The sequence below is a fragment of the Streptomyces narbonensis genome (assembly GCF_014649015.1).
GTDB classification, from domain to species: Bacteria; Actinomycetota; Actinomycetes; order Streptomycetales; family Streptomycetaceae; genus Streptomyces; species Streptomyces narbonensis.
This window is the reverse complement of the sequence record NZ_BMSF01000008.1, coordinates 75,581-98,409: the sequence shown is the minus strand read 5'-3', so window position 1 is coordinate 98,409 and position 22,829 is coordinate 75,581. Positions and strand designations below refer to the sequence as shown.

Annotated in this window: 17 protein-coding genes, 1 tRNA gene and 1 other RNA gene; 12 read left to right on the top strand and 7 right to left on the bottom strand. The window is 71.1% G+C overall.

From position 1 onward, the window contains the following. Window positions 1–347 precede the first annotated feature (347 nt). Together IE124_RS16970 and IE124_RS16965 are read left to right on the top strand one after the other, a co-directional pair. The gene (locus tag IE124_RS16970; RefSeq protein WP_229832517.1) at window positions 348–947 is read left to right on the top strand and encodes a restriction endonuclease; all 600 of its coding nucleotides are present in this window, start codon (window positions 348–350) and stop codon (window positions 945–947) included. A gap of 72 nt (window positions 948–1,019) precedes the next feature. Beyond that, complete coding sequence (locus tag IE124_RS16965) at window positions 1,020–1,229, top strand: hypothetical protein (protein ID WP_229832539.1); 210 nt, start codon at window positions 1,020–1,022, stop codon at window positions 1,227–1,229. Window positions 1,230–1,457: 228 nt separating this feature from the next. Here the strand turns inward: IE124_RS16965 and IE124_RS16960 are convergent, their stop codons facing one another. From IE124_RS16960 to IE124_RS16940, 5 genes are all read right to left on the bottom strand, one after another. Then, window positions 1,458–1,838 carry a hypothetical protein gene (locus IE124_RS16960; RefSeq protein ID WP_189508611.1) on the bottom strand — a complete coding sequence of 127 codons (381 nt, stop codon included), beginning with the start codon at window positions 1,836–1,838 and terminating at the stop codon, window positions 1,458–1,460. A gap of 103 nt (window positions 1,839–1,941) precedes the next feature. Then, entirely contained in the window at window positions 1,942–3,657 is a 1,716-nt protein-coding gene (locus tag IE124_RS16955) for a relaxase/mobilization nuclease domain-containing protein (RefSeq protein ID WP_189508610.1), read from the bottom strand. Then, entirely contained in the window at window positions 3,654–3,995 is a 342-nt protein-coding gene (locus IE124_RS16950) for a plasmid mobilization relaxosome protein MobC (protein WP_189508609.1), read from the bottom strand. The genes IE124_RS16955 and IE124_RS16950 overlap by 4 nt, the downstream gene beginning before the upstream one ends. A gap of 327 nt (window positions 3,996–4,322) precedes the next feature. Further along, window positions 4,323–5,696 carry a hypothetical protein gene (locus IE124_RS16945; RefSeq protein WP_189508608.1) on the bottom strand — a complete coding sequence of 458 codons (1,374 nt, stop codon included), beginning with the start codon at window positions 5,694–5,696 and terminating at the stop codon, window positions 4,323–4,325. Window positions 5,697–5,947: 251 nt separating this feature from the next. After that, entirely contained in the window at window positions 5,948–7,477 is a 1,530-nt protein-coding gene (locus IE124_RS16940; RefSeq protein WP_189508607.1) for a DnaB-like helicase N-terminal domain-containing protein, read from the bottom strand. 274 nt (window positions 7,478–7,751) lie between these two features. On the opposite strand from IE124_RS16940, the gene IE124_RS16935 reads away from it, so the two are divergent. The 3 genes from IE124_RS16935 to IE124_RS16925 all read left to right on the top strand — a co-directional run bounded on the left by IE124_RS16935 (window position 7,752) and on the right by IE124_RS16925 (window position 10,493). Beyond that, complete coding sequence (locus tag IE124_RS16935; protein WP_189508606.1) at window positions 7,752–8,294, top strand: helix-turn-helix domain-containing protein; 543 nt, start codon at window positions 7,752–7,754, stop codon at window positions 8,292–8,294. 139 nt (window positions 8,295–8,433) lie between these two features. After that, window positions 8,434–8,730, top strand: coding sequence for a helix-turn-helix domain-containing protein (locus tag IE124_RS16930; protein WP_189508605.1), 297 nt, complete (start codon window positions 8,434–8,436; stop codon window positions 8,728–8,730). Continuing rightward, the gene (locus IE124_RS16925) at window positions 8,727–10,493 is read left to right on the top strand and encodes a tyrosine-type recombinase/integrase (protein ID WP_189508604.1); all 1,767 of its coding nucleotides are present in this window, start codon (window positions 8,727–8,729) and stop codon (window positions 10,491–10,493) included. Before IE124_RS16930 ends, IE124_RS16925 begins: the two co-directional genes overlap by 4 nt. Window positions 10,494–10,580: 87 nt before the next feature. Here the strand turns inward: IE124_RS16925 and IE124_RS16920 are convergent, their stop codons facing one another. Then, window positions 10,581–10,784, bottom strand: a complete 204-nt coding sequence (locus IE124_RS16920; RefSeq protein ID WP_189508603.1) for a hypothetical protein — start codon at window positions 10,782–10,784, stop codon at window positions 10,581–10,583. A gap of 875 nt (window positions 10,785–11,659) precedes the next feature. Here IE124_RS16920 and IE124_RS34925 point away from each other — a divergent pair. Then, on the top strand, window positions 11,660–13,192 hold the full coding sequence (locus tag IE124_RS34925) for a SpoIIE family protein phosphatase (RefSeq protein ID WP_370468778.1): 1,533 nt from the start codon (window positions 11,660–11,662) through the stop codon (window positions 13,190–13,192). A gap of 154 nt (window positions 13,193–13,346) precedes the next feature. Continuing rightward, complete coding sequence (locus IE124_RS16910; protein ID WP_189508602.1) at window positions 13,347–14,591, top strand: competence protein CoiA family protein; 1,245 nt, start codon at window positions 13,347–13,349, stop codon at window positions 14,589–14,591. A gap of 90 nt (window positions 14,592–14,681) precedes the next feature. Here IE124_RS16910 and IE124_RS16905 read toward each other — a convergent pair. Next, window positions 14,682–14,769: transfer RNA gene (locus tag IE124_RS16905), tRNA-Ser, on the bottom strand. Window positions 14,770–15,086: 317 nt separating this feature from the next. Between IE124_RS16905 and ffs the strand changes: the two genes are divergently transcribed. From ffs to IE124_RS16880, 5 genes are all read left to right on the top strand, one after another. Next, an RNA gene (ffs, locus tag IE124_RS16900) (signal recognition particle sRNA small type) lies at window positions 15,087–15,185 on the top strand. A gap of 127 nt (window positions 15,186–15,312) precedes the next feature. Further along, window positions 15,313–17,433 (top strand): DNA polymerase III subunit gamma and tau, encoded by a 2,121-nt coding sequence (locus IE124_RS16895; protein ID WP_189508601.1) that lies wholly within the window; start codon window positions 15,313–15,315, stop codon window positions 17,431–17,433. Between the two features lie 61 nt (window positions 17,434–17,494). After that, window positions 17,495–18,745 (top strand): phosphoribosylamine--glycine ligase, encoded by a 1,251-nt coding sequence (gene purD / locus IE124_RS16890; protein WP_189508600.1) that lies wholly within the window; start codon window positions 17,495–17,497, stop codon window positions 18,743–18,745. A 261-nt stretch (window positions 18,746–19,006) separates the two neighbouring features. Then, complete coding sequence (locus IE124_RS16885; RefSeq protein WP_189508599.1) at window positions 19,007–21,064, top strand: M48 family metalloprotease; 2,058 nt, start codon at window positions 19,007–19,009, stop codon at window positions 21,062–21,064. A gap of 193 nt (window positions 21,065–21,257) precedes the next feature. Next, window positions 21,258–22,718, top strand: coding sequence for a N,N-dimethylformamidase beta subunit family domain-containing protein (locus tag IE124_RS16880; RefSeq protein ID WP_189508598.1), 1,461 nt, complete (start codon window positions 21,258–21,260; stop codon window positions 22,716–22,718). The last annotated feature ends 111 nt before the right edge of the window (window positions 22,719–22,829 follow it).

The following is a 22,829-nucleotide window of genomic DNA, read 5'->3' as shown; positions in this document are numbered from 1 at the left end:
TCGCGTGATCGTGCCCTTACCTACTGTCGGTGGCGCGTGCTGTCATACGACCTGCGCGGGGATGTCAGCGAGATAGGACAGAGGGGGAGTTCCTTCGTGACGGTTCAGGTGGCGGCTCACGCTCGGGGCGGTGTTCCGTCGCGCCCGCAGAGCAGCGTGGTGCTGTCGGGCCGCAGGGCTTCGGAGAGCGAACTCAAGGCTCCACTGCTCGGCGGGCCGGCCTTATCCGGCTCCATGCAGCCGGGTGAAACGCGATGAGCCGCCGCCCGGTGCGGCGGACTGCCCGGCGTCGGCCAGTCCGCCGTTCCAAGAGGCAGGACGAACAGGTCGTTCTGGTATTAGGTGCCGTGGCAGTGATCGGCTTGATCGCCGCCGTCGTCCAGTGGCTTCTCACGCACTGGTGGGTTCTCGTCCTCGCGGCCGTCGTCGCCGTGGCCATCGGTGTCTTCTGGTACCAGAGGGCCAAGCAGAGGGCGGAATGGGAACGCGTTCGCGCGGCAGCCCTGCGGCTGAGGATCGCTGAGCTCGACGAACTGGATCACCGGGCGTTCGAGTTCGCCGTGCGGGACCTGATGCGCCGCGACGGGTGCGAGGCCGAGCAGCTGGGTGGCGCCGGAGACAACGCGTGCGACGTGCGCGCGGTCGACCCCGCCGGTCGCGTCTGGGCGATCCAGTGCAAGCACCGCCGTGACGGGGACCAAGGCTCCGCTGTAGGTGTCGGGGTGCTGCAGCAGGTCAACGGCACTGCACGCCAGATCCACGGGGCAGACGTCGCGGTCGTCCTCACCAACGGCCGCTTCTCCTCCAAAGCAATCCCATGGGGTAAGCAGCACCGTATCCACCTCGTCGACCGCCGCGTGCTCAGTGAGTGGGCTTCGGGATCCCGGCCCTTGTGGGACCTGCTTGATCGCATCCCACCATCACGCCGCCCTTCAGCGCTGTCCTGATGCGTCGGAACGTGATCCAGGAAAGCGGAGATGTCTGATGAACGGCCAGCCAGGAGGGCTTGCAGCGTGATCATGACCATCAATATGGCGGTCCTGTTGGCCGTCATCATCGTCTTGCGCCTTCGGCGACGTACGCAGGCCCGAAGTCGATTAGATGAGAAGGCGACCGTGATCATTGTGCTCGTTTTCGGGGTGCTGGTTGCCCCGACAGCGTTCGGCCAGGGCGTCTTGGACATCGTGACCCAACTTGCGCGCGGCATCTCGCAGTCCGGCAGCCCCTGATGCGTACCGAGCATGCTGTTGCCGCAGCTGGTATCCGCGCCGGCTGCGTGGAGGCCGAAGAACCTCCACCTTGCCCATGCCTTGGAGTATCGGATGGGCGGCCGACCGGTGCGTGCCACGGTGTGTGGAGGGGGAGCGGCCGCAGGGGCGCCAGCGCGCGATCGGGCAGAACGGCAGATGCCCGGCGGACGTTCAGAACGTCCGCCGGGCACTTTCATTCCCCCCTTGTCAGAAGGCGTACGGGGTAAAAGGGCGAGCAGGTTCGATCATGAGGCCGAGCAGACGGTCGAATTCGGTCCGCTCGTCCTCCGTCATGAGGGCATGGGCGTTACCGAGGTTCTTCTCGTCGAGCTGCTCCATGAACGGGGCGAGGAATCGCTGGATTGCTTCGGGTGCTTCCTCGTACGCCTGGACGTACTCCAGGTAGCGCGAGTGCTGAGCCTTCAGCTCTTCGAGGTCGGCTCGGGTCGCCCGGAAGACCAGAGACCGTTCCTCCTCGGTGAAGGGGCGGCCGTCCCGGTGGGACCAGGTGCCGGTTTCGAGGAAGAGCTTGAAGTTCGCGTCACAGAGCAGGGCGACGATTTCGGGGCGGGCTTCGGGCTGGGGCATGCGGGATTCCTTCCGGGTTTGGATTGGAAGGTCAATCCTCCGGAGAATCGCCGGTTAGGCTAACCGGCGATTCTCGGCTACCTTTCCGCCTCGATTTCGTGGTTCAGCGTTGCCGTCGGGAGCTATTTGCGGACCTGGTGTCGATTTGTTCTGCCCGTGGCGGCGAGGAGATGGCAGCGGTACCTCGCACGTGCCGGCTCCGGGAGTTCTGGGGATCGGCGGGGAGGCCGGCCATACGCCGAAGCCGCCACACGAGCACATCGCTCATGCGTTCCGCCGTGTCCAACTCCCTTCGGGTGGCTGCCTGCGAGAGCAGGACGGCGGGGTTGCGGCCAGCGGTCCGGGCTTCGTCGAGGGTCGCTGCGAGGGCTGGCCAGCCGGGTTCGGCAAGGATCCGGTCGGCCAGCTCGGGCAGGGCCTTACGCACGGCGGTTGCGTGGTGGCGCTGCCAGGATGGGGCCAGGCGACTGCCCCGCTGGTGGAGCAGGGCCATGGGGTGGCCAGCGGCAGACGGGTAGGCGGCTCGGAGGTGCGCGGCGGCCCGGTGGGCGGCTTCGGCCTGCTGGGCGTGTTGCTTCCTGGCGTGCCAGTGCGCGGCGGCGACGGTGAGGAAGAACAGCATGTCGATGACCATGGCCGTGGTGGCCCCGTCCTCGCCTCGGCCGAAGGCCGGGCCGCTGTGGACGAGGTCGCGGGCGGCTTGGCGCAGGGCTTGGCCGTGGCCGCGTGCGGCGCGGACGTGGGAGCGGGAGGCGCGTTCGAAGGCGGTGGCGGCTGCCTGTAGTTCGTGGCGGGTGTGGGCGGCGGAGGTCGTGGCGAGGGCGTCGAGGACTTCTCCGGTGGCGGCGATCTGCGCGGCGATGACGCCGTTCTCGCCGTGGTCGATGACGAGCAGTGCCTGCCAGGCAGCGGAGGTGGCGCGCCGACGCGCGGACGCGGGCCTGCTCACCGAAGGCAGGACCGAAGGGGCGTTGTCTTCTGAGGTCTGGGCCCAGCGTTCGCGGATGCGGGGCAGGGAGAGGTCCGGGGCGAGCTTCGAGCCGGAGTAGAAGACGGGTTCGCCCTTGGCGTTTCGGTCGCCGGGGAGGGCGACGGTGTAGCCGAGAGTGTCGCCCGACGGTGCGATGCGACGCCGGATGACGAGACCTGCTGCGGCGAGACGGTCGAAGAACTCTTCCTCGCTCGCCGCGCCGGCCACCGAGCGGCGGACCGCCTCACGCAGCTCCTCGCGCGGAGTGCGCTGCTGGCCACGGCGGTCGGCCTTGTGACGCTCGGCGCTGGTGGGGCGCTTGGCGGCGGTGCCATCGCCCGGAGTGACCCGGCGCAGGCCGTAGTCCGCTTCGATGAGGCGGGCCTCGGCTTGGGCGCGGCGGGCTTCGTTGTGCAGGCGGGGCCGTCGGCCGTCGTCGCGGACCAGGGTGGCGATGATGTGGATGTGGTCGTCGGCGTGCCGGACGGCCGCCCACCGGCATGCGGCGTCGTCGCCGTCGGGGGCGACGCCGGTTGCGGCGACCATGCGGCGGGCGATGGCTGCCCAGTCGTCGTCGGACAGGATCGGGTCTTCGGGGCTGGCGCGTACGGATAGGTGCCACACGTGCTTCTTGGGGCGTCGGCCGGCGGGCAGGGCGTTGACGGGCTGGTCGAGCAGCCGCTGAAGATGCCCGTGGGTGGCCTGCGGGTCGCGGCCGGGGTCGGGGGTGAGCGGGTCGAAGGCGGCCACCAGATGGGGGTTGGTGTGGTCCTCGTGGGTGCCGGGGCCGTACAGGTAGCGGATCAGCCCGATCGTCTCGCTGCCGCGCTTGTGGATGCGGGGGATCACGCAGCGGCACCGCCGTCCCGGTGGGCGAGCAGAGCATCGGTGGCGTTCTCCATGCGTCGGGCCGCGCGCAGGACGGCCTGGGCAGTGGCATCGAGGTGGGGCGCGTCGGCGCCGGAGTTGAGGGCCTTGGCGACCTGGTTGAACAGGCCGTGGATGCGCCCCAGGTGTCGACGGGCGGCGAACAGCTCACCGATGACTTCCCGCTCGGTGGCGATCTCGGCGGCGGTGCGGGTCAGGTCGCGGGCGGCCCTGTCGACGGCGTAGGCGAGGAACGCGGCGTTGGTCATCTGGCACTGGGCGGCTGCGTCGGTGAAGCGCTTGTACTCGGCGTCGTTCATGCGGCAGCTGGGCTGGTGCAGACGCTTGCGGGGCTTCGGCTGACGGGTGCGCTGACGCCGCCGCGAAAGGGTCTCGGCCTGCCGTCCCCCTCCAGGCTGCGGTCCGCCCTCGGTCGCAGCCTGCCGGTCCGGTGCCCCCTGGCGCAGGACCGGTCCCGCCACCCCCGGGGCGGGAACTCCGGGAGCATTGCTCCCGGTACAACTTGCTCCGCCTGATGTCGGGGTGGTGGACAGCTGCTGGGGCGGGGTGGGTCCGTGGTGCGGGTCGTGCATGAGTTTCCTGTCGGAGGGTGGATGGGGCGAGGGGCTGGCTGGCAGAGGTGACCGTCAGCGGTGGCGGGAGGCGTTCAGTTCGGCCTTGATCTCGCGAACGATGAGGCCGGCGTCGTCGCTGGCGACGGTGTATCCGTCGCCGCGTACGACCTCTTCCAGGAGGTCGCGGGACAGGCGGCCGTGCTCGTCAAGGAGCCGGTGGGCGTAGTCGCGAAGGATGTCGTCGGTGGCGCTTCGTTTGCCGCCGGCCCGCTTCGGCTTCGGCGTTGGGCGCTTGGCCGGTGGGGTGTGTGAGCCGCTGCCCGTGGATGGCGGAGCCGCCTCTTGCGGGCGGGCCGCCCGATTCGGACGGGCTGTCGTTTTCGAGCCGGAGCGGTTGGTGGGATCCGGGCGGGCGGAGCGCGGGCGGGCGCCAGCGTGAGGGTTTTCCTCGCCCGGATCTGATGGGTGCGGGCGGGGGCGGTCCTCTGCCCGCCCGTCGCCTTCCGCCCGCTCGCCGGCGTCTGCCCGGGAGTGGTCGGGCGGCGCTGCGGGCGGGCGGACGGGCTGCCTGGCGGGCGTGGTCCAGCGCTCGGGCAGACCGATGGTGGCCAGGGCGGCTGCTTGGCGGCGGGTGGCGAGCTGGCGCAGCAGCTGCTTGTTGCGGAGCGGGTCGGCGTCGATGCCGGAGCGGGCGAGGGCCTTGGACAGGCGGCGCACGGTACGCCGGCCCGCCCGTCCGGTGCGCTGCTCGGGCGTCATCTCGGCGAGGCGGGCGGCCAGAGCGACAGCCCGGTGCGTAGCCCGGTCGCGGATGATCTGGGCGGCGCCCTGGTCCTGCTCGACGATCCCCAGGCGGGCGAGCAGCCGCTCGCGGGCCTGCCGTGTGAGGACGGCGGCGAGCCCGCGGGAGGCGGCGTCGGGGGTCCGCTGGCGCAGCTCGATGCCCATGGCCAGGTGCCACAGCACGGCGGCCATCACCGGGCCGGTGAAGGCACGCACGGTGCCGCCGACCGGGCCGGACTCGGCGTAGGCGGGGATGGTCTGCATGGCGGTGATCACCCAGACCAGGACTCCGGGCAGGCCGGCCGCCTGCCGCGGCCCGTGCAGGTTCTGGCGGGCCATCAGGGCCATCGAGAACAGGGCGAGCTCGGCGGCGGCGAACATCGCGGCGCGCTCTGCGGTGTTGCGCATGTCGAGGTAGTGGGCGGCGAACCGCCAGCTGGTGTCCGCGCTGTACGCGGTGCACACGAGCGCCGCCACGGTCGCGGTGGCGACTGCGGCCGAGACGCGCCGCTTCCGATCGCGGGTGCGGTGTTGGCTGCGTCGCGCCTTCAGGCCCGCGAGCAGTGCGCCGGCGGCGACGGCCAGGACGGCCACGGGCAGGAGCGGACCATCGGTGAACGGGAGCGAAGCGGCGGCGAGCATGTCGGTTATGGCAGGGGGCATGTACGGGGCTACTCCGGGGCGAGTGAGGAGGCGATCACGGCGTTCACGGATGAGGGCGTACACGCGGGCCCCCTTCTAAAGGGGGCCCCGCGCGTGATCGCTTGGGTGCGTGTACGGCGTGGACGGTCGCGTGATCGCTCTACCTGCGGTTTTGCGGTGAGCGTGTGCGCTGTGAGCGGTTCACGGCGGTGTGCGGGCGCGGGGGCCGCGTGTACGGTCGCGTGAACGCTTTCAGGGGTTCGGTGCGGGGCTCAGCCGACGGCGGTGAGGTGGCGGGCGGAGGCGTAGTAGCGGGCCTGCTGGCCGCCTCCGGCCCCTCCGGCGATGCCTTCTGCCTTGGTGGCCAGGCCGCTGTCGACGAGGCGGCTGAGGTGGCGTCGCGCCTTCTCGACGTCGGCGCGTTCGGGATCGCCTCCGCCGATGAGGACGGTCGCCAGGTCGCGTGCGGTCAGCCCATTGGGGGCGTTGCGCAGCAGGACGGCGGGGTCCTTGGAGGGGTCGACGGTGGTGGTGCCACGCACGTGGTCGTGGGTGACGTCCAGGGGGCCGACTTCACCGGTGGAGGTTTTGAGGTGGTGCAGGGTGACCGCGGGGTCGCCTGCCCGGCCGGTGACGAACAAGACGCTGCCCGCGCCGGAGGTGAACCAGGTGGAGCCGTAGACCTGGTCCAGGCTGGGGCGCTGGCCTCGCGGCGCGTCGGCGGCGGCCTTGCGCTGGTGGTGCAGCTCCATGATCTCCACGCCGTTGCGAATGGCGCGCATGCGGGCGTTGTGGAAGGCGACCGCGAGGCTGTCGTCGACCATCGTGCTGACCGCGTCCTTGAGGCTGTCGATCACGATGGTGTCGGCCTGGTGGGCGGCGGCGAGGTCGGCGAGGAGGTCGGGCTCCTTGTCGAGAGTGGCGGGCAGCGGACCTTCCCAGACCACGAGCCGCTCGCGCAGGATCTTCTCGTCGGTGGGGAAGACGCGGCGGGCCATGGCCTTGGCTATCTGCTTGGGGCGGTCCATCGCCAGGTAGAGCACGCGCCTGCTGGGGGCGACGGGCATCTCCAGGACGGTCTCCTGCAGGCCGATGCGGGCGAAGATCACCTGATGGGCCAGGGTGGTCTTGCCGACGCCCGGAGCGCCGACGATCATCAGGCTCTCGCCAGAGGCCCAGACGGTCTTCTCGCGGGTGCCCCACAGGGGCTCGGTATCCGCGCCGCTCTCTTTGACGAACGACCATCCGTCGGTGATGAACCGCGAGAGTCGTCCCTGCCCCGAGGCCAAGGCGCGCTCTCGCTCGGCCCGGACCTCGCTTTCGACCTCGCTGCGAATCGCATCGGGGTCCGCTCCGGGCTCCATGGCCCGCTGCACCATGTGCAGGCCCGAGGCGCGCAGGCGCCGCAGGTCGGACATCCGGCGCACGATCCCCGCATAGTGGGTGGCGCCACTGACCGAGGGAGTGGCGGAGGCGAGCCGGTGGACGTAGGGCGCACCGCCGACCCGCTCCAGGTCGTCGTGCTCGCGTAGCCGGTCGCAGAGCATGATCGGGTCGGTGGGCTTGTCCTCGCCGCGAAGGGCGAGGACCGTCCGCCAGACCGTCTCGTGCGCCGGCCGGTAGAAGTCCGGTCCATCGAGCACCTTCCGTACGGCGTCGACCACAGCGGAGTCGTGCATGCACGCGCCCAGCACGGCGGCTTCGGCGTCCGCGTCGTGCGGCGGCACGGCGGTGGAATCGTCGAAGGAGCGAGAGCGGCCGGGGGTGTCGTGGTGTGGCGCGGCAGGACGGGATTCGTCCATACTGGGCACTGAGCTCCTCACTTGCGGGCCGCATGGGACGGCGAATCCCAGGCCACGCAGGTCGATCGTTCAGGGATGGGCGGTTACGAGAGTTCGAGCTTGGCCCCCGGTGTTCGTAGCACCGGGGGCTTTTTGCGTTCACCCCCGTGCGGGGGCGGACGACCCACACTACCTGACGTTTTCGGCAGCGCAATGGTTGCATTCGGATCCGCAATGGTGTTTCCTTGGATCATCGCCCCGGGTGTCCCCTGGGCCTGACCGAGGAGGTGGAGAGATGAGCAGTGACGAAGGGGCGGCCCGCGCCGGCCCGGACCGACCGTTGCCGGAGGACTACGTCGCCGCGCGGATCAAGCTCGAACGTGAAGCCCGCGGCTGGAGCACGGTCGCGTTGTCCGAGCGAATGGCCGACGCCGGCCACCCTGTCAACCAGGCCGCCATCTGGCGCATCGAGAGCGGCAAGCCAAGACGCCGCGTCAACCTTGACGAGGCCATCGGCTTCTGCAAGGTCTTCGACCTCGACATGGACGAGCTGACCAGCCCTCCCGGCCAGATCGCCAACGCGCAGGTCCGCAGGCTCATCGCCGAGTACGTGGGTAACTACAAGCAGCAGCTCGCCGCTCGCAAGGAAATGCGCCGGATCCAGGGCGAGCTGCAGGAGTACACCGACGCCAACCCGAACCAGGAAGACCTGGTCAAGGGATTCCTGGCACACGAGATCGCGGTCGCCTCCAACGGCGAGTTCCACCGCCACTTCCCGCCGTCGAAGTTGATCAGCTACCTCGGCGAACACGTCAACGACATCACCCCGCAGGACTGACCGGTCCACCGTCCCTCGCTGCTACGAACAGCAGGGCCGGCCCTCGCCGCGTACGTCCCACCGCACAACGCCCATCCCTGAACGATCGCGGCCAGCACGGGATTCGCCGTCCCACGCCTGGCCAGAGAAGGACTTCCCCTTGCACGAAAACGGCCTTCCGCTTGCCCAGATAGCCCGCCTCCTGGACGTCCCCGAGGACGCCCTGCGCACCCTCGTGGCCCATCGCCGACCCACCGGCGACGCCACGCTCGTCGCGCTCACGGTCGAGGAGGCCGCCCGCCGCCTGGGCATCGGCCGCACCAAGTTGTACGAGTACGTCTCCACCGGCGAGATCGCCTCGGTCAAGATCGGCAGTCTCCGGCGCATCCCAGCAGAGGCGGTGAACGACTTTCTGGCCCGCCGTCTCGGTGCGTCGGACTTCGGGATGGCCGCGTGAACGAGTCCCGTCCCGCGAAGTCCCGCCAGCCCAACGGCGCCTCCTCGATCTTCCAGGGGAAGGATGGCCGCTGGCACGGCTACGTCACCGTTGGCGTAAAGGACGACGGCCGCCCTGATCGCCGCCACATCGGTCGCAAGACCCGCGCGGAGGTCACCAAGGCCGTTCGCGAACTGGAGCGCCAGCGAGACATGGGCTCCGCCCGCAAGGCCGGCCAGTCGTGGACGGTGAAGACGTGGCTCACCCACTGGGTCGAGAACATCGCGGCGGCGCACGTCTCGGAGAACACGATCGACGGCTACCGCGTGGCGGTCTATCACCACCTCATCCCCGGCCTGGGAGCCCACCGCCTGGAGAAGGTTGAGCCCGAACACCTAGAGCGCTTCTACAAGAAAATGCAGGAGAACGGCAGCGCCGCCGGCACCGCCCACCAGACCCACCGCACGCTCCGTACTGCCCTCAACGAGGCCGTACGCCGCCAGCACCTCACTTCGAACCCGGCCTCCATCGCCAAGGCCCCCAGGGTCGAAGAGGAGGAGGTCGAGCCATACACGGTCGAGGAGGTCCAGCAGCTGCTCGCCGAGGCCGCCAAGCACCGCAACACCGCTCGTTGGGTCATCGCGCTCGCTCTCGGCCTGCGCCAGGGCGAGGTGCTCGGCATGCAGTGGGACGACGTCGACTTCGAACTCGGCGTCATCCGCGTACGCCGTGGCCGGCTGCGGCCCCGCTACGATCACGGCTGCGGCGACCGCTGCGGCCGGAAGCCTGGCTTCTGCCCGCAGAAGATCAACACCCGGCGTGAGACGAAGAACGCGAAGTCCCGCGCCGGCCAGCGGCCCATCGGTGTTCCCGAAGAACTGCTCCAGCTCCTGCGCCGACACAAGGAGGACCAGGCCCGTGAGCGAATCGTGGCGCGCGACCTGTGGGCGGAGAAGGGGTACGTCTTCACCTCGCCCACCGGCGAGCCCCTGAACCCGAACACCGACTACCACAAGTGGAAGGAGCTGTTGAAGGCCGCAGGCGTCCGCGACGCCCGCCTCCACGACGCCCGCCACACTGCGGCGACCGTCCTTCTCATCCTCGGCGTCTCCGACGCTGTCGTCGACGCCATCATGGGCTGGGAGCCTGGCAAGTCCGCCCGGATGCGCCGCCGCTACCAGCACTTGACCAGTCGCGTCCTCAAGGACACCGCCGCCAAGGTCGGCGGCCTCCTGTGGGGCACGGACCAGACCACGGGAAGTGCCGCGCTAGATGCTGGCCAGAGCCCCGTCCCTGCCGAGTTGGTGGTCCACGTTGCCCGCCTCGGAGAGCGACGGGTTCCCTTCCTCCATCGCGAGCATGCCGACGAGGTCGTCGCCCGGTGGAGCGAGGACTGGCCCGATCACCCCGCCGAGGTCGAGGAATGGGACCGCTGGCGCTGGGAGCACCAGGGCCCCGGCGGCGCGAGCGCCCTCCGCGACCGCATGCCGGAGCGGGCCGTGGTCTTCCACGCCCGAGCACTCTTTCTCCCTGGCGGGGAACGCGCCGCGACCGGATTCCCCGAGCGCTGGTCGGTGTCGGCCTGGGAGTTCGAGACCGACCGCTACATCGACCGCGCCTCGGCCTGGCGCACGGCCCGCCGCCCTGGCCTGGGCCAGGAGGTCGAGGCCCAGGTGCGAGGCACGGACAAGGACGCCGTGGAGGCGGCCTTCGCTGAGGCTTGTGCACAGGCTGTGGACCGCGCCCGGAACCCGGGCAAGTACGGCGACACCGACGAGTGGTAGACGCCCTTGTGACACACCCCTCGGTGTGGAGATAGGCACGGAGCGCGGGGGGAGCGGATGACACCGGTCGGCTGCTCCCCCCCGGCCTCACTTGAGCATCAGGAAGAGACTGACCAAGGATGCTCCGAGGGTCATGGTCCCGGCGAAGGCGATGCCCCCTCGACTGATGGCGGCAGGCACGGTGCGCCCTTCCCAGCGCGCAAGGGTCACAGCTGCACCGGCTACTCCCATCGCCAGAAGGGTAATCACCAGCAGGGTGACGAGGAGCAGTCCAGCTTGCGTGAGGTGCATGGGAAGTCTCCGAGTTCGGTTCGCGTGGTGGATCCGCGGTTGATGCGCCTACACGATCCAGCTGCGCTGTGGCTGGTGATACCGATTGGATGTTGTTCTGGCGACAATGGCGGGTTGTCGCTGAACAATTGGGGGTTGTGGTGGGGGAGAGGCCGAAGCGTCCAGGACGTCCCTGGTCAGAGCCCAAGGGGGCCAGTGTTGAAGCCAACGCACTGGTGCACACGATTCGGTCGTGGATCGATGAAGCCGGACTGAGCGTTCGCGAGGTTCATAGTCGGTTGACCCTTGAACATTTTGAGAGCGGGAAGGTTCCGGACTTGCGCCGGTTACGCATTCACCTCTCAGGCGAAGACTTGAGCTGGGATGTGGTGGAGGCCGTCGCAGACGTGTGTTTCCCGGACGAGCCAGGCGAGCAGGCGCAGGGTCGGATGCGCAGTGCGCGAGCTCTCTGGGACAAGGCCCACAACTCCCCGACTCTGGTTGGCCTGGGCGGTCAACCGGTTGTCTCGCCCCGCGAGCTGATCGAGGAGAAGGAACGTACGATTCAGGTCTATAGGGACCTTGTTCGGGCGCGCCAGGCATACGAGACGAGTGAGCAGGGGCGTGAGCAGGCCCTCAAGATCGCTTCGATGCTGTTCCTTGTCCTAGGCCAAGCGCAAGCCAAGGTTGCGGAGTTGTCGCGCCGTATCGATGCGCTTACCGGTGTCAGCGTGGCCTTCCCGGACCAGATGCAGGTGCTCCAGCCGCAGCTTGATCGCGCTCGGGGGCAGGAGGTGCGCCTGAGCGCTCAACTTGAACGTGCAGTAAGGCAACGTGACGAGGCCCATCGCATCGCTGACCTCGCTGCCCGCCGTGTACAGGCTCTAGAGGCGTACCTGCTGGAGATCGGCCAACGGCCGCTCTCCAGCGATGCTGGAGAGCTTCCCGCTGTCCCCTCCGACACCCTTGATCAACGCGGGCTGGGTGATGAGAGCGCTCTTGATCAAATCGATGAGATCCTCGCGCGGACGGGCGATGTATTGGATCGCGAAGAGGAGGCCGTCCAGGACGCCGCAGACGAACTTGGCGTTACTTCTGGGCATGACGGCCCCTACGAAGAGCGTGTCATTCCGGGAGAGGTGCTGCCCCAGTCCGGAACGCTCGGAGCCGATCCTTCAGGGTTGTCCCGAACAACTCTGGATAACTCCTATGGGCAGGGCGGATCTATGGAGGCTGGGGGACGTGATCCCCGCTCGGAAGAGATCGTTGCGGAGCTGCGGGAGCGGCTGGCGTACGTCGAGAATGACCGACGTGCTACCGCTGTCACTCTCCAGCGCTCCCTCCTCCCGCAGGAGCTGGAGCAGCCCGATGACCTGCGGATTGCGGCCATTTACCAGCCTGGCAGCACCGAGGTCGCCATTGGCGGCGACTGGTACGACGTCATCACCCTGGGAGCCGGCCGCACGGTCTTCGTCGTCGGTGACGTGTTGGGCGGCCACGGGGTCCGCGCCGCCGCCGTCATGGGTCAGCTGCGTGCCGGTGTTCGGGCGTATGCCCGCCTGGACCTGCCGCCGCACGAGGTGCTTCAGCTCCTCGACGGTCTCGCCGTCGAGATCGCGGCCAGCCAGATCGCTACCTGCGTGTACGCCGTCCATGACCCGAACGAGGGAGAGCTCGTCTACGCCTCCGCCGGCCACCTGCCGATCCTGGTCCGTGACAAGGACGGGACCGTGCGCCGGGCCGCCGAACCCACTGGGCCCCCGTTGGGCACCGGAGGCTGGCTTCACTCGTCTGGCGCCATCTCTCTCGGCCCCGGCTCCACCGCTGTCCTCTATACAGACGGCTTGGTCAAACGCCGCAGCGAGGACATCGACGAAGGTGTGGCCACACTGGCGGCTGCCCTCGCCAGTGCCCAGGGCACTCCCGCCGCCATCTGTGACCGTCTCATGCGTACCCTCGGCGTCGGCGTCGGCGTCGACCACGACGACGACGACATCGCTGTGATGGTCCTTCAGCACCCTGTTCGCACCGGCACGGAGGCTGACCTGTTCCATAACGCCGCCCTGGAACTCCTCGGCGGGGTCGAGGCGGCCCCACGCGCCAGGGCCTTTGCTCGGGGCGTCCTGGCCTCGTGGCGCCTCCCGGCCGAAATGTGTGACCTCGGCGTCTTGGCCGCCAGCGAACTGGTGGCGAATGCTCTCCAGCATGGAAGCCCGCCCATGTGGCTCCGGCTGCGCCGCACTGACCGCCGCCTAGTCGTCGAGATGACTGATGGGGACGATCACCTTCCGCGTCGGCGGCGGTCAGGGCCAGCCGACGAGACCGGCCGCGGCATCTCGGTCATTGCGGCGATTGCTTCGGCCTGGGGATCGCGTCGCACCCCCGACGGTGGTAAGGCCGTCTGGTGTGAATTTCCCTTTGGTGCATAGAACCGGATCGGGAGGAGGGGCCTGCTAGCCGAGATGCTCAGGCCCCTCGTGTCGGCGAGACGCCGAACTTCGTTGGCAGTGAGTCGAGTTTGATCCCTTGCACGCCCTTTCGCGTGTCAGTGACCACTCCTATCGTGGATGGATGGCCAATGGCGTGTGGCATACCGAATACGGCATTGAGATCAACCTGACGCAGCCAGACCTGGGGGTCCGCGGCTACCCCGGTCTGCTCGAAGAGATCACGACCAGCGTCGCTGAGCGGAACCCTCAGCTACTGGAGTGCCTCGCGCACAAGGCGGGGAAGCCGTGCGCGTCCGAGGCGGGCGGGAAGTCCCCGTGGATGTTCATCCGCCGAGGCCGGGTTGGAGGCCGGCGACCGCTCGTCGCCTCGCACCTGCCGATCACGCACAAGGCGACCCCGGCGGAGAGCGCCCAGCACAAGGCCACCAAGGAGAGGGTCGTCGAGACTGCCGCGCGGTACGGGCTGGATGCCGAGGCTGAGGTTCCCGTGGCCAACCGGCGCAGCGTGTCGGATGCCGTCGTCACCGGACCCGAGGGCATACGGATCGGCTGGGAGATCCAGTACCACCACCTCAGCCCCAGCAGCGTGCACCGGCGGTCGGTCAACGCCGTGGAGCATGGAATCACCCCGCTGTGGGTGGCGAAGGACCGGACGGCTTCCCTGATCGACCGGGCTCCTTGGGCACGCGTCGACGACATGCCCTGGAGGGACATCTCCGACGGCAAGGAGATGGTGATCCGCGGCGGGTACCGGCACCTCGAAGTCTGGAAGTGCGTACCGAGCAGCGAGCGTCACTGCCTCGACGGCGCTGGGCATTGTGGCGCGATTCACGCGGACTGGTTCGTGCCCGCGCTGTGCCTCCCGCAGCGGAAGCCCGTCCACATCGAGGACCTTGTCCTGCAGAGCGCTACGGGTGAGAGCGTGCCGGTCTACGTGCCCAATCGAGGGAACGGCCGCGCTGGTCGGCACATGTGGGTCTCCGCCGACGACCGCGCGCTGTGGCAGGAGCTCATTGGCGAGAAGGCGCCTCTCCCTTCGGCCCCGGTCGAAGACGAGGACGACGTGATCACCTTCGCCGAGCAGGAGATCGACCGCACCTGCCGAGCTGGGGAGGAGGGCTGGTTCGTCAGCGACGGCCGGCCCATCCGCGATCTCGACCAGCCGACCGGCGGCTTCACGCTTCCCCGCATGCCGGTCCAGCGCTCCCGCGGCCCGATGCGGATCACCACCGTAGAACGCGCTGCGGCCTCCGCCGCGCTGGGATGCCCGCCGTGGGAGCTCGGGCCGTGCGCCGGCTGCGGCCAGCTGATGCGGCGCTACGGGCGGAACGCAGCCATGTACTGCAACGTGTGCCGGTCCGTCCTTAACGGGCGATAGCCGGGAACTGTAACCAAAACTGCAACCACACACGTCGAAGGGCCCCACCGTGAACGGTGGGGCCCTTCGACATCGTGCCCGGTGAGGCACTGGCGGAGGATACGAGATTCGAACTCGTGAGGGGTTGCCCCCAACACGCTTTCCAAGCGTGCGCCCTAGGCCTCTAGGCGAATCCTCCGCTCGGAACATTACATGACCGAGGAGGGTGCTCGCGAACTCGATTCGATCACTCGAATCGATCCGGGGGCCGGTGGAGGTCGGGAGGGGTGTCGCGGAGGGATCGGCGGGGGCGTCGGGCTGGGGCGTGGACGGATCGGCGGGGGCGTCGGGGAGAGGTCGGGAAGAAGTCGGCAGGGTGGCGGGGTGGGGGTCCGCCGAGGTCGGCAGGGGTGGCGGGCGGCGCTCGGGGAGAGGGCGGCAGAGGCGCCGGGGCCGGGGCGGGGAGGCGTGGGGGAGGGGGTGGGGTGTGGGGCTGCTGGGATCGGGTACGCTGGGCGGAGCCCCTCACGCGGCGCTATCTGACTGAACTCCCCCAGGGCCGGAAGGCAGCAAGGGTAGGTTGGCTCTGGCGGGTGCGTGGGGGGCGCTTGCGTTCTCCGGTCGGGGCGTTCCGTTGGGGCGTTCCGTTGGGGCGTTCCGGTGGGGTGTGAGGGGTGGCGGTGTCCGGTCCCGCCCGGTGGTTTTTCCCGGGTTGTCGGTGGGCGCCTATAACCTCGTATACGTGTCGTCTCTCGCGCTGTACCGCCGCTATCGCCCCGAGTCCTTCGCCGAGGTCATCGGGCAGGAGCATGTCACCGACCCGTTGCAGCAGGCCCTGCGGAACAACCGGGTCAATCACGCGTACCTGTTCAGCGGGCCCCGTGGCTGTGGCAAGACGACCAGTGCGCGCATCCTCGCGCGGTGTCTGAACTGCGAGCAGGGGCCCACGCCCACGCCGTGCGGCGAGTGCCAGTCCTGCCGCGACCTCGCGCGGAACGGGCCGGGGTCGATCGACGTCATCGAGATCGACGCCGCGTCCCACGGTGGTGTGGACGACGCCCGTGACCTGCGGGAGAAGGCCTTCTTCGGGCCCGCCTCCAGCCGGTACAAGATCTACATCATCGACGAGGCGCACATGGTCACCTCGGCGGGCTTCAACGCCCTCCTGAAGGTGGTCGAGGAGCCGCCGGAGCACCTCAAGTTCATTTTCGCCACGACCGAGCCCGAGAAGGTCATCGGGACCATCCGGTCGCGGACCCACCACTACCCCTTCCGGCTCGTACCGCCCGGCACCCTGCGGGAGTACCTGGGTGAGGTCTGCGGGCGCGAGGGCGCCCGCGTCGAGGACGGTGTGCTGCCGCTCGTCGTGCGGGCCGGCGCCGGGTCCGTCCGTGACTCGATGTCCGTGATGGACCAGCTGCTCGCCGGCGCCGCCGACGACGGTGTGACGTACTCCATGGCGACCTCCCTGCTCGGCTACACGGACGGGTCGCTGCTCGACTCCGTCGTGGACGCCTTCGCGGCCGGTGACGGCGCCGCCGCGTTCGAGGTCGTCGACCGGGTCATCGAGGGCGGCAACGACCCCCGGCGCTTCGTCGCCGACCTCCTGGAGCGGCTGCGCGACCTGGTGATCCTCGCCGCCGTGCCGGACGCCGCCGAGAAGGGGCTCATCGACGCGCCGGTCGACGTCATCGAGCGCATGCAGGCGCAGGCCTCCGTCTTCGGTGCCGCCGAGCTCAGCAGGGCCGCCGATCTCGTCAACGCCGGCTTGACCGAGATGCGCGGTGCCACCTCGCCCCGGCTCCAGCTGGAGCTGATCTGCGCGCGCGTGCTGCTGCCCGCCGCCTTCGACGACGAGCGTTCGCTCCAGGCTCGCCTCGACCGGCTGGAGCGCGGCGTCGCCGCCGGATCCGGGCCCGCGCCCGTCTTCACGCCCGCGTCGTCCGCGCCCGCCATGGCGTACGTGCCCGGGCCCGAGGCCCACACCCCGATGGCGCCGCCCCCGCTCCCGCCCGCCCCGGCCCCGGTGCAGCACGCCCAGCCCCAGGCCGCGCCCGCTGCGCCGCCGGTCGCCCCCGCCGCCCCCGCGCAGGACCAGCCCCCGGCCGTCCGGCCCGGTGCCTGGCCGGGCGCCGCCGCCCCCGGCAGCGGTGCGCCCGGCGCGTGGCCCGGCGCGGCGGCCCCCGCGGCTCCGGCTCCGACCGCTCCCGCCCCGGCCCCCGTACAAGCTCAGCCCGCGCAGCAGGCGTCGGCTCCCGCCGCCACCGGCGGTGGCGGGGACACGGCGCAGGTGCGGAACCTCTGGCCGCAGATCCTCGACGCCGTCAAGAACCGGCGCCGCTTCACCTGGATCCTGCTCAGCCAGAACGCGCAGGTGGCGGGCTTCGACGGCACCACCCTCCAGCTGGGCTTCCTCAACGCAGGCGCCCGCGACAACTTCGCGAGCAGCGGCAGCGAGGAGGTCCTCAAGCAGGCCCTCGCCGAGCAGTTCAACGTGCAGTGGCGGGTCGAGGCGATCATCGACCCCTCGGGCGGCGCCTCGCCGCCACCCGCCGCGGCCAACTTCGGCGGCGGCCGCCCGCAGGCCGCCCCCGCTCCCGCGCCCGCCTTCCAGCAGGCCCCGCCGCCCCCGCCCGTACAGGCGCAGTCCGCCCCGGCGGGCGGCTTCCCGCAGGCGGCCGCCCCCGCCCCGGCGCAGGCCCCCGCGCCCGCGTACACACCGCCCGCGCCGCAGCCCGTGGCGCCCGAGGACGACGTGCCGGAGGAGGACGACCCCGACCTCGTCGACTCCGCGCTCTCCGGGCACGACCTGATCGTGCGCGAGCTCGGAGCCACTGTTGTGGAGGAATACACGAACGACTAGGGCCGTCTCGCTCGGTGGCCCGCACAAGGGGCATCCCGGCCAGCGGGCTACCCTGGCTGGCGTGAAGGTCCTCGTCATCGGCGGCGGCGCCCGCGAACACGCCCTGTGCCGCTCTCTCTCCCTCGATCCCGACGTCACCGCTCTGCACTGCGCGCCCGGCAACGCCGGAATCGCGGAGGTCGCCGAGCTGCACCCCGTCGACCAGCTGGACGGCGAAGCCGTCACGCGCCTCGCCACCGAGCTCGGCGCCGAACTGGTCGTCGTCGGCCCGGAGGCCCCGCTGGTCGCCGGTGTCGCCGACGCCGTCCGCGCGGCCGGCATCCCGGTCTTCGGCCCGTCGCGGGAAGCGGCGCAGCTGGAGGGCTCCAAGGCGTTCGCCAAGGACGTCATGGCCGGCGCCGGCGTGCCCACCGCCCGCAGCTACGTCTGCACCACCCCCGAGGAGATCGACGAGGCGCTCGACGCCTTCGGCGCTCCGTACGTCGTCAAGGACGACGGCCTCGCCGCCGGCAAGGGCGTCGTGGTCACCGAGGACCTCGCGCAGGCCCGCGCGCACGCCCTCGCCTGCGACCGCGTGGTCATCGAGGAGTTCCTCGACGGTCCCGAGGTCTCCCTCTTCGCGATCACCGACGGCGTCACCGTCCTCCCGCTCCGGCCCGCGCAGGACTTCAAGCGCGCGCTCGACGGCGACGAGGGCCCGAACACCGGCGGCATGGGCGCCTACTCGCCGCTGCCGTGGGCCGACCCCAAGCTCGTCGACGAGGTCATGGACAGCGTTCTGCAGCCCACGGTCGACGAGCTGCGCCGCCGCGGCACGCCGTTCTCCGGCCTGCTGTACGCGGGTCTGGCGATCACCAGCCGCGGTGTCCGGGTCATCGAGTTCAACGCGCGCTTCGGCGACCCCGAGACCCAGGTGGTCCTGGCCCGGCTGAAGACCCCGCTCGCCGGCGTCCTGCTGAACTCCGCCAACGGCACCCTGGACGACCAGGCGCCGCTGAGCTGGAGCGACGAGGCCGCCGTCACCGTGGTCGTCGCCTCCCACAACTACCCGGAGACCCCGCGCACGGGCGACCCCATCGAGGGCCTGGACGAGATCGCGGAGCAGGACGCCCCGCACGCGTACGTCCTCCACGCGGGTACGAAGCGGGACGGCGACGCGATCGTGAGCGCGGGCGGCCGGGTCCTCTCGGTCACCGCCACCGGAACGGACCTGGCGCAGGCCCGCGAGCGCGCCTACGCGGCGGTCGGCCGTATCCGGCTCGACGGCTCGCAGCACCGTACGGACATCGCCCGGAAGGCCGCCGAGGCCTGACCCGGCACGGCGTTTCCGCCGTCTTCTCGTGCGGCCGTGCGGTGAACCGTACGGCCGCACGAGCGCCATCACCTTTGCCCAAAGCCATTCCATCGAGTGACGGCTCAGCCATCCGGATGACGGCCGCCAACGCCCCAACTAGGGTGCGGCGGAGGCGTTCCGGCACTTGGCCCACCGGCATTGCGATGTCAGTGACGGGTGCCACAGTGGGGGAGTGAGCAACACCGCCACAGGCAGTCCCGACATGGGCAGGAGGGGGTGATGTACGGCGTGTCCGGTACCGGCGCCGTTGTCGGCGAGGAGTGGGGTGCGCGCGCCGCGCGCTTCCGGGCCCTCGCAGTCCTCCGTGTCCGTGGCAGGGCCCTCGGCCTCGCCGTGCTCCCCGCCGCGGTGGCCGTCGTCCTGTACGCGGGCGGGGTCACCGGCCACTTCACCGGGGCCGGCTGGGACAGCGCCCGCTGGGTCGTGACCGTCCTCGCGGTCCTCGTCCTCCTCGCCGCCACGGCCGTCGCCCTCGTCGTCGCCCGTGCCCGGCCCGCGGCCACCCCCACCGTGGAGCTCTCCGAGACCGCGGCCCCCGATCTGTACCGCCTCGTGCGGGACCTGGCCGACCGGCTCGGCGTCCCCGCGCCCTCCGCGATAGCCCTGACGCCGGACTGCGACAGTTGGCTGGAGGACCGCACCCACCGGGCCCACCGTGCCCTCCGGACCGCCCCCGACGGCGACGGCGCCCCCGTCCTCGTCATAGGCTCCCCCTTCCTCTGGTGGATGCGGGTCGCCGAACTGCGCGCGGTCCTCGCTCCCGTCGTCGCCGGTACGGGCCCGGCCGCCCACCCCGACATAGCCGCCGCCCGCCGCTTCATCCGCGGTCTCGACGCCGCCGTCGCCGTCCCCGGCACCCCCGGGCTCGACCCCTTCCGCAGGCTCGGCGCCCAGGGCGTCGGGCAGGTAGCCCGCGTCCTGCTGCGCGCCTGCCGCGGGCACGCCGCCGAGATGGAGCGCGGTGTCGCGGCCGCAGGTTCGGAGCGCGCGCAGTCCGTCGACTACGGCGTACGGATCGTCGCCCAGGAGCAGGTCGGCCTGGCGTACGCGGGCTGGGACCGGCTCCTGACCCGGGTCGCGCTGCCCGCCTGGCGCATGGGCCGCTGGCCCACCAAGCTCGATGCCGGCGTGGTCTCCGCGCTGACCGAGCTCTCCCGCCGCGACCGGCTCGCGGACGGCTTCTCCACCCGGCTCGGCGAGCGCCCCGCCTGCGACCTCCTGGAGGAGCCGGGCGCGGTCGACGAGGCGACCTCGCTGCTCGCGGCCCGTCTCTTCCACGGCGGCCCGGCCGAGGCCGGCCCCGACTGGTCCCCGGTGGAGTGGAGCCAGTACCCGGAGGAGGTCGTCGACCGGAAGTGGCGTACGGACGCGGCCCGGCTCCACGAGGTCCTCGACCGGCTGGGTGTCGCCGACTCGACCGCCGGGTCCCCGCCGGCCTCCGAAGGCCCGACGCTGACCCGGGTGATGGCCCACCTGTCCACCACACCGCCGACCACCCCGACCGGCATCGAAAGCTCCGGGGCTGGCCAGGACCCGAAGGGCACGCAGGCCGCCCAGGACCCGCCGCCGGATCTGCAAGACCCCGAGGAAGCCGCAGGCCTCCCCGAGACTTCCGAGGCCTCCAACGCCTCCAACGCCTCCGCAGCCTCCGACGCCTCCGTCGGCGAGCCGGACGACCTGGACGACGACGACCTCGGCCTCGGCCGCAGCGACGACGGCCTCGACGACGGCCTTGGAAGCGACGGCCTCGGTGACGACGGCCTCAGCGACGACGGTCTCGACGACCTCGCCCTCGACGACCTAGGCCTCGACGACGAGCCGCACGCCAACCCCGCCGCCGACGCCCTCGCCGCCGCGCTCAGCGCGCTCCTCGCGCGGGAGGAGGCCGCCCGGGAGTCCCGCGTGGCCGCCGAGGCGGCGAAGACGGCGAGTACGGCCACATCGGCCGCGCCCGCCCCGGGCGCCCCCGCCCCGCACGCGGCCGTCAGCGGTCCCGACGGGCCCCTGCCGCTCTTCCCGCTCCAGCCGCCCCGCACCGGCCGCGACCTGCTCGCCGACCACGTGACCGCGATGGTCTGCTGCGCGGCCGTCGACACCGCGGAGGCCGCCCCCGGCCTCGACTGGCTCGACGGGCCCGCCCTGCTCGTCGGCGGCGAGCGCACGCCGGACCTCGGCCCCCGGGTCCTCGCCCTCGTCGAGGACGGCGACCCGGAGCCCCTGCGCGCCTGGCTCACCCGCACCGGAGTCCGCCCGGAGAAGCCCGTGCGCCTGGTCTGACGCCCGGCCCGAGCGAGCCTCCGGACCCGCCCCGAAGCCCCCGTCCCGGAGCCCTGGCTTCCACATCTCGTCAATTCACGACGAACGGTGACGGAGTGCGTGCGTTATGTGATGTGCTGGAGACCGTCACTGACAAGGGCAAGAACCAGAGGCACTGACCAGCCGACCGGGGGAGTCGAGGGAGGGGCGCAGCATGGGGGCCGAGCAGATCAGACGGTGGGAGTCCGGCGCGCTGGCGCACGCCGTGAGCGATCCCTTCGGGCAGGGCCCGCTGCCCTGGCTCCGCGGTTCGGAGAACTACTTCGACGACACGGGCCAGATGGTCCCCTGGTACGCGGACGAGATCCTGGCCCGCGGTGGCGGCGGCGGCCCCCGCACGGCCGACGACGTCAAGCGCCAGATCAAGGGCTTCGCCTCGACCGGGGCCGTGGCGCCGGGCGAGTCGATCGACTTCCACATCACCGTGGACCCGCCGCAGCAGTTCCTGGTCGACGTCTACCGCATCGGCCACTACGGCGGCGACGGCGCCGCGAAGATCACCACGAGCCCGCGGCTCTCGGGGATCGTTCAGCCCGCCCCGCTGACCGCCGACCGCACGGTCTCCTGCCACCACTGGTGGCAGTCCTGGCGGCTCCAGGTCCCCTCGTACTGGTCGATCGGCGCGTACGTCGCGGTTCTCACCACCGCCGACGGCTACCGCTCGCACATCCCCTTCACGGTCCGCGACAGCCACCCGGCGGACCTCCTCCTCGTCCTCCCGGACGTGACCTGGCAGGCGTACAACCTCTATCCGGAGGACGGCCGCACCGGCGCCAGCCTCTACCACGCCTGGGACGAGGAGGGCCGGCTGCTCGGCGAGGAGGACGCGGCCGTCACCGTCTCCTTCGACCGCCCTTACGCGGGTGCGGGCCTGCCCCTGCACGTCGGCCACGCCTACGACTTCATCCGCTGGGCCGAGCGGTACGGCTACGACCTCGCCTACGCGGAGACCCGCGACCTGCACGCGGGCCGCGTCGACCCCAGCCGCTACCGGGGCCTGGTCTTCCCGGGCCACGACGAGTACTGGTCGGCGCCGATGCGCAGGACCGCCGAACTCGCCCGCGACCAGGGCACGTCCCTCGTCTTCCTCTCCGCCAACACGATGTACTGGCAGGTGGAGCTGGGCCCGTCCCCGTCGGGGGTGCCGGACCGCCTCCTCACCTGTCGAAAGCGGCGCGGCCCCGGGCGCCCGGCCCTGTGGCGCGAGGTCGACCGGCCCGAGCAGCGGCTCCTCGGCATCCAGTACGCGGGCCGGGTGCCCGAACCGCACCCGATGGTCGTGCGGAACGCCGAGCACTGGCTCTGGGAGGCGACCGGGGCGGGCGACGGCGACGAGCTCCCCGGCATGGTCGCGGGGGAGGCCGACCGCTACTTCCCGCGCACCGCGCTCCCCGAGCACCAGGGCCGCATCCTGCTGGCTCACTCGCCCTACCGGGACGGCGACGGGGCGGTGCGCCACCAGGAGACCTCGCTCTACCGGGCGCCGTCCGGCGCCTGGGTCTTCGCCTCCGGCACCTTCGCCTGGTCCCCGGCGCTCGACCGCCCGGGCCATGTCGACGCCCGGGTCCAGCGGGCCACCGCGAACCTCCTCGACCGGATCTGCAAGAGGGAGTAGCCCCTGCCCCCGCCCGCCCCCGCCCCCTCCCCCGCCGTCGGCCGGACGACCGTGCGAGGGCTCGCCGTGGGGCCCGGACGTCGTCCCCGTCCCTCCGTGCGAGAGAATCGG

Coding starts and splice junctions, on each gene's coding strand:
- IE124_RS16965 (WP_229832539.1), top strand. CDS start 1,020: ATGACCATCAATATGGCGGTCCTGTTGGCCGTCATCATCGTCTTGCGC.
- IE124_RS16960 (WP_189508611.1), bottom strand. CDS start 1,838: ATGCCCCAGCCCGAAGCCCGCCCCGAAATCGTCGCCCTGCTCTGTGAC.
- IE124_RS16950 (WP_189508609.1), bottom strand. CDS start 3,995: ATGAACGACGCCGAGTACAAGCGCTTCACCGACGCAGCCGCCCAGTGC.
- IE124_RS16945 (WP_189508608.1), bottom strand. CDS start 5,696: ATGCCCCCTGCCATAACCGACATGCTCGCCGCCGCTTCGCTCCCGTTC.
- IE124_RS16940 (WP_189508607.1), bottom strand. CDS start 7,477: ATGGACGAATCCCGTCCTGCCGCGCCACACCACGACACCCCCGGCCGC.
- IE124_RS16935 (WP_189508606.1), top strand. CDS start 7,752: ATGAGCAGTGACGAAGGGGCGGCCCGCGCCGGCCCGGACCGACCGTTG.
- IE124_RS16920 (WP_189508603.1), bottom strand. CDS start 10,784: ATGCACCTCACGCAAGCTGGACTGCTCCTCGTCACCCTGCTGGTGATT.
- IE124_RS16885 (WP_189508599.1), top strand. CDS start 19,007: ATGTACGGCGTGTCCGGTACCGGCGCCGTTGTCGGCGAGGAGTGGGGT.
- IE124_RS16880 (WP_189508598.1), top strand. CDS start 21,258: ATGGGGGCCGAGCAGATCAGACGGTGGGAGTCCGGCGCGCTGGCGCAC.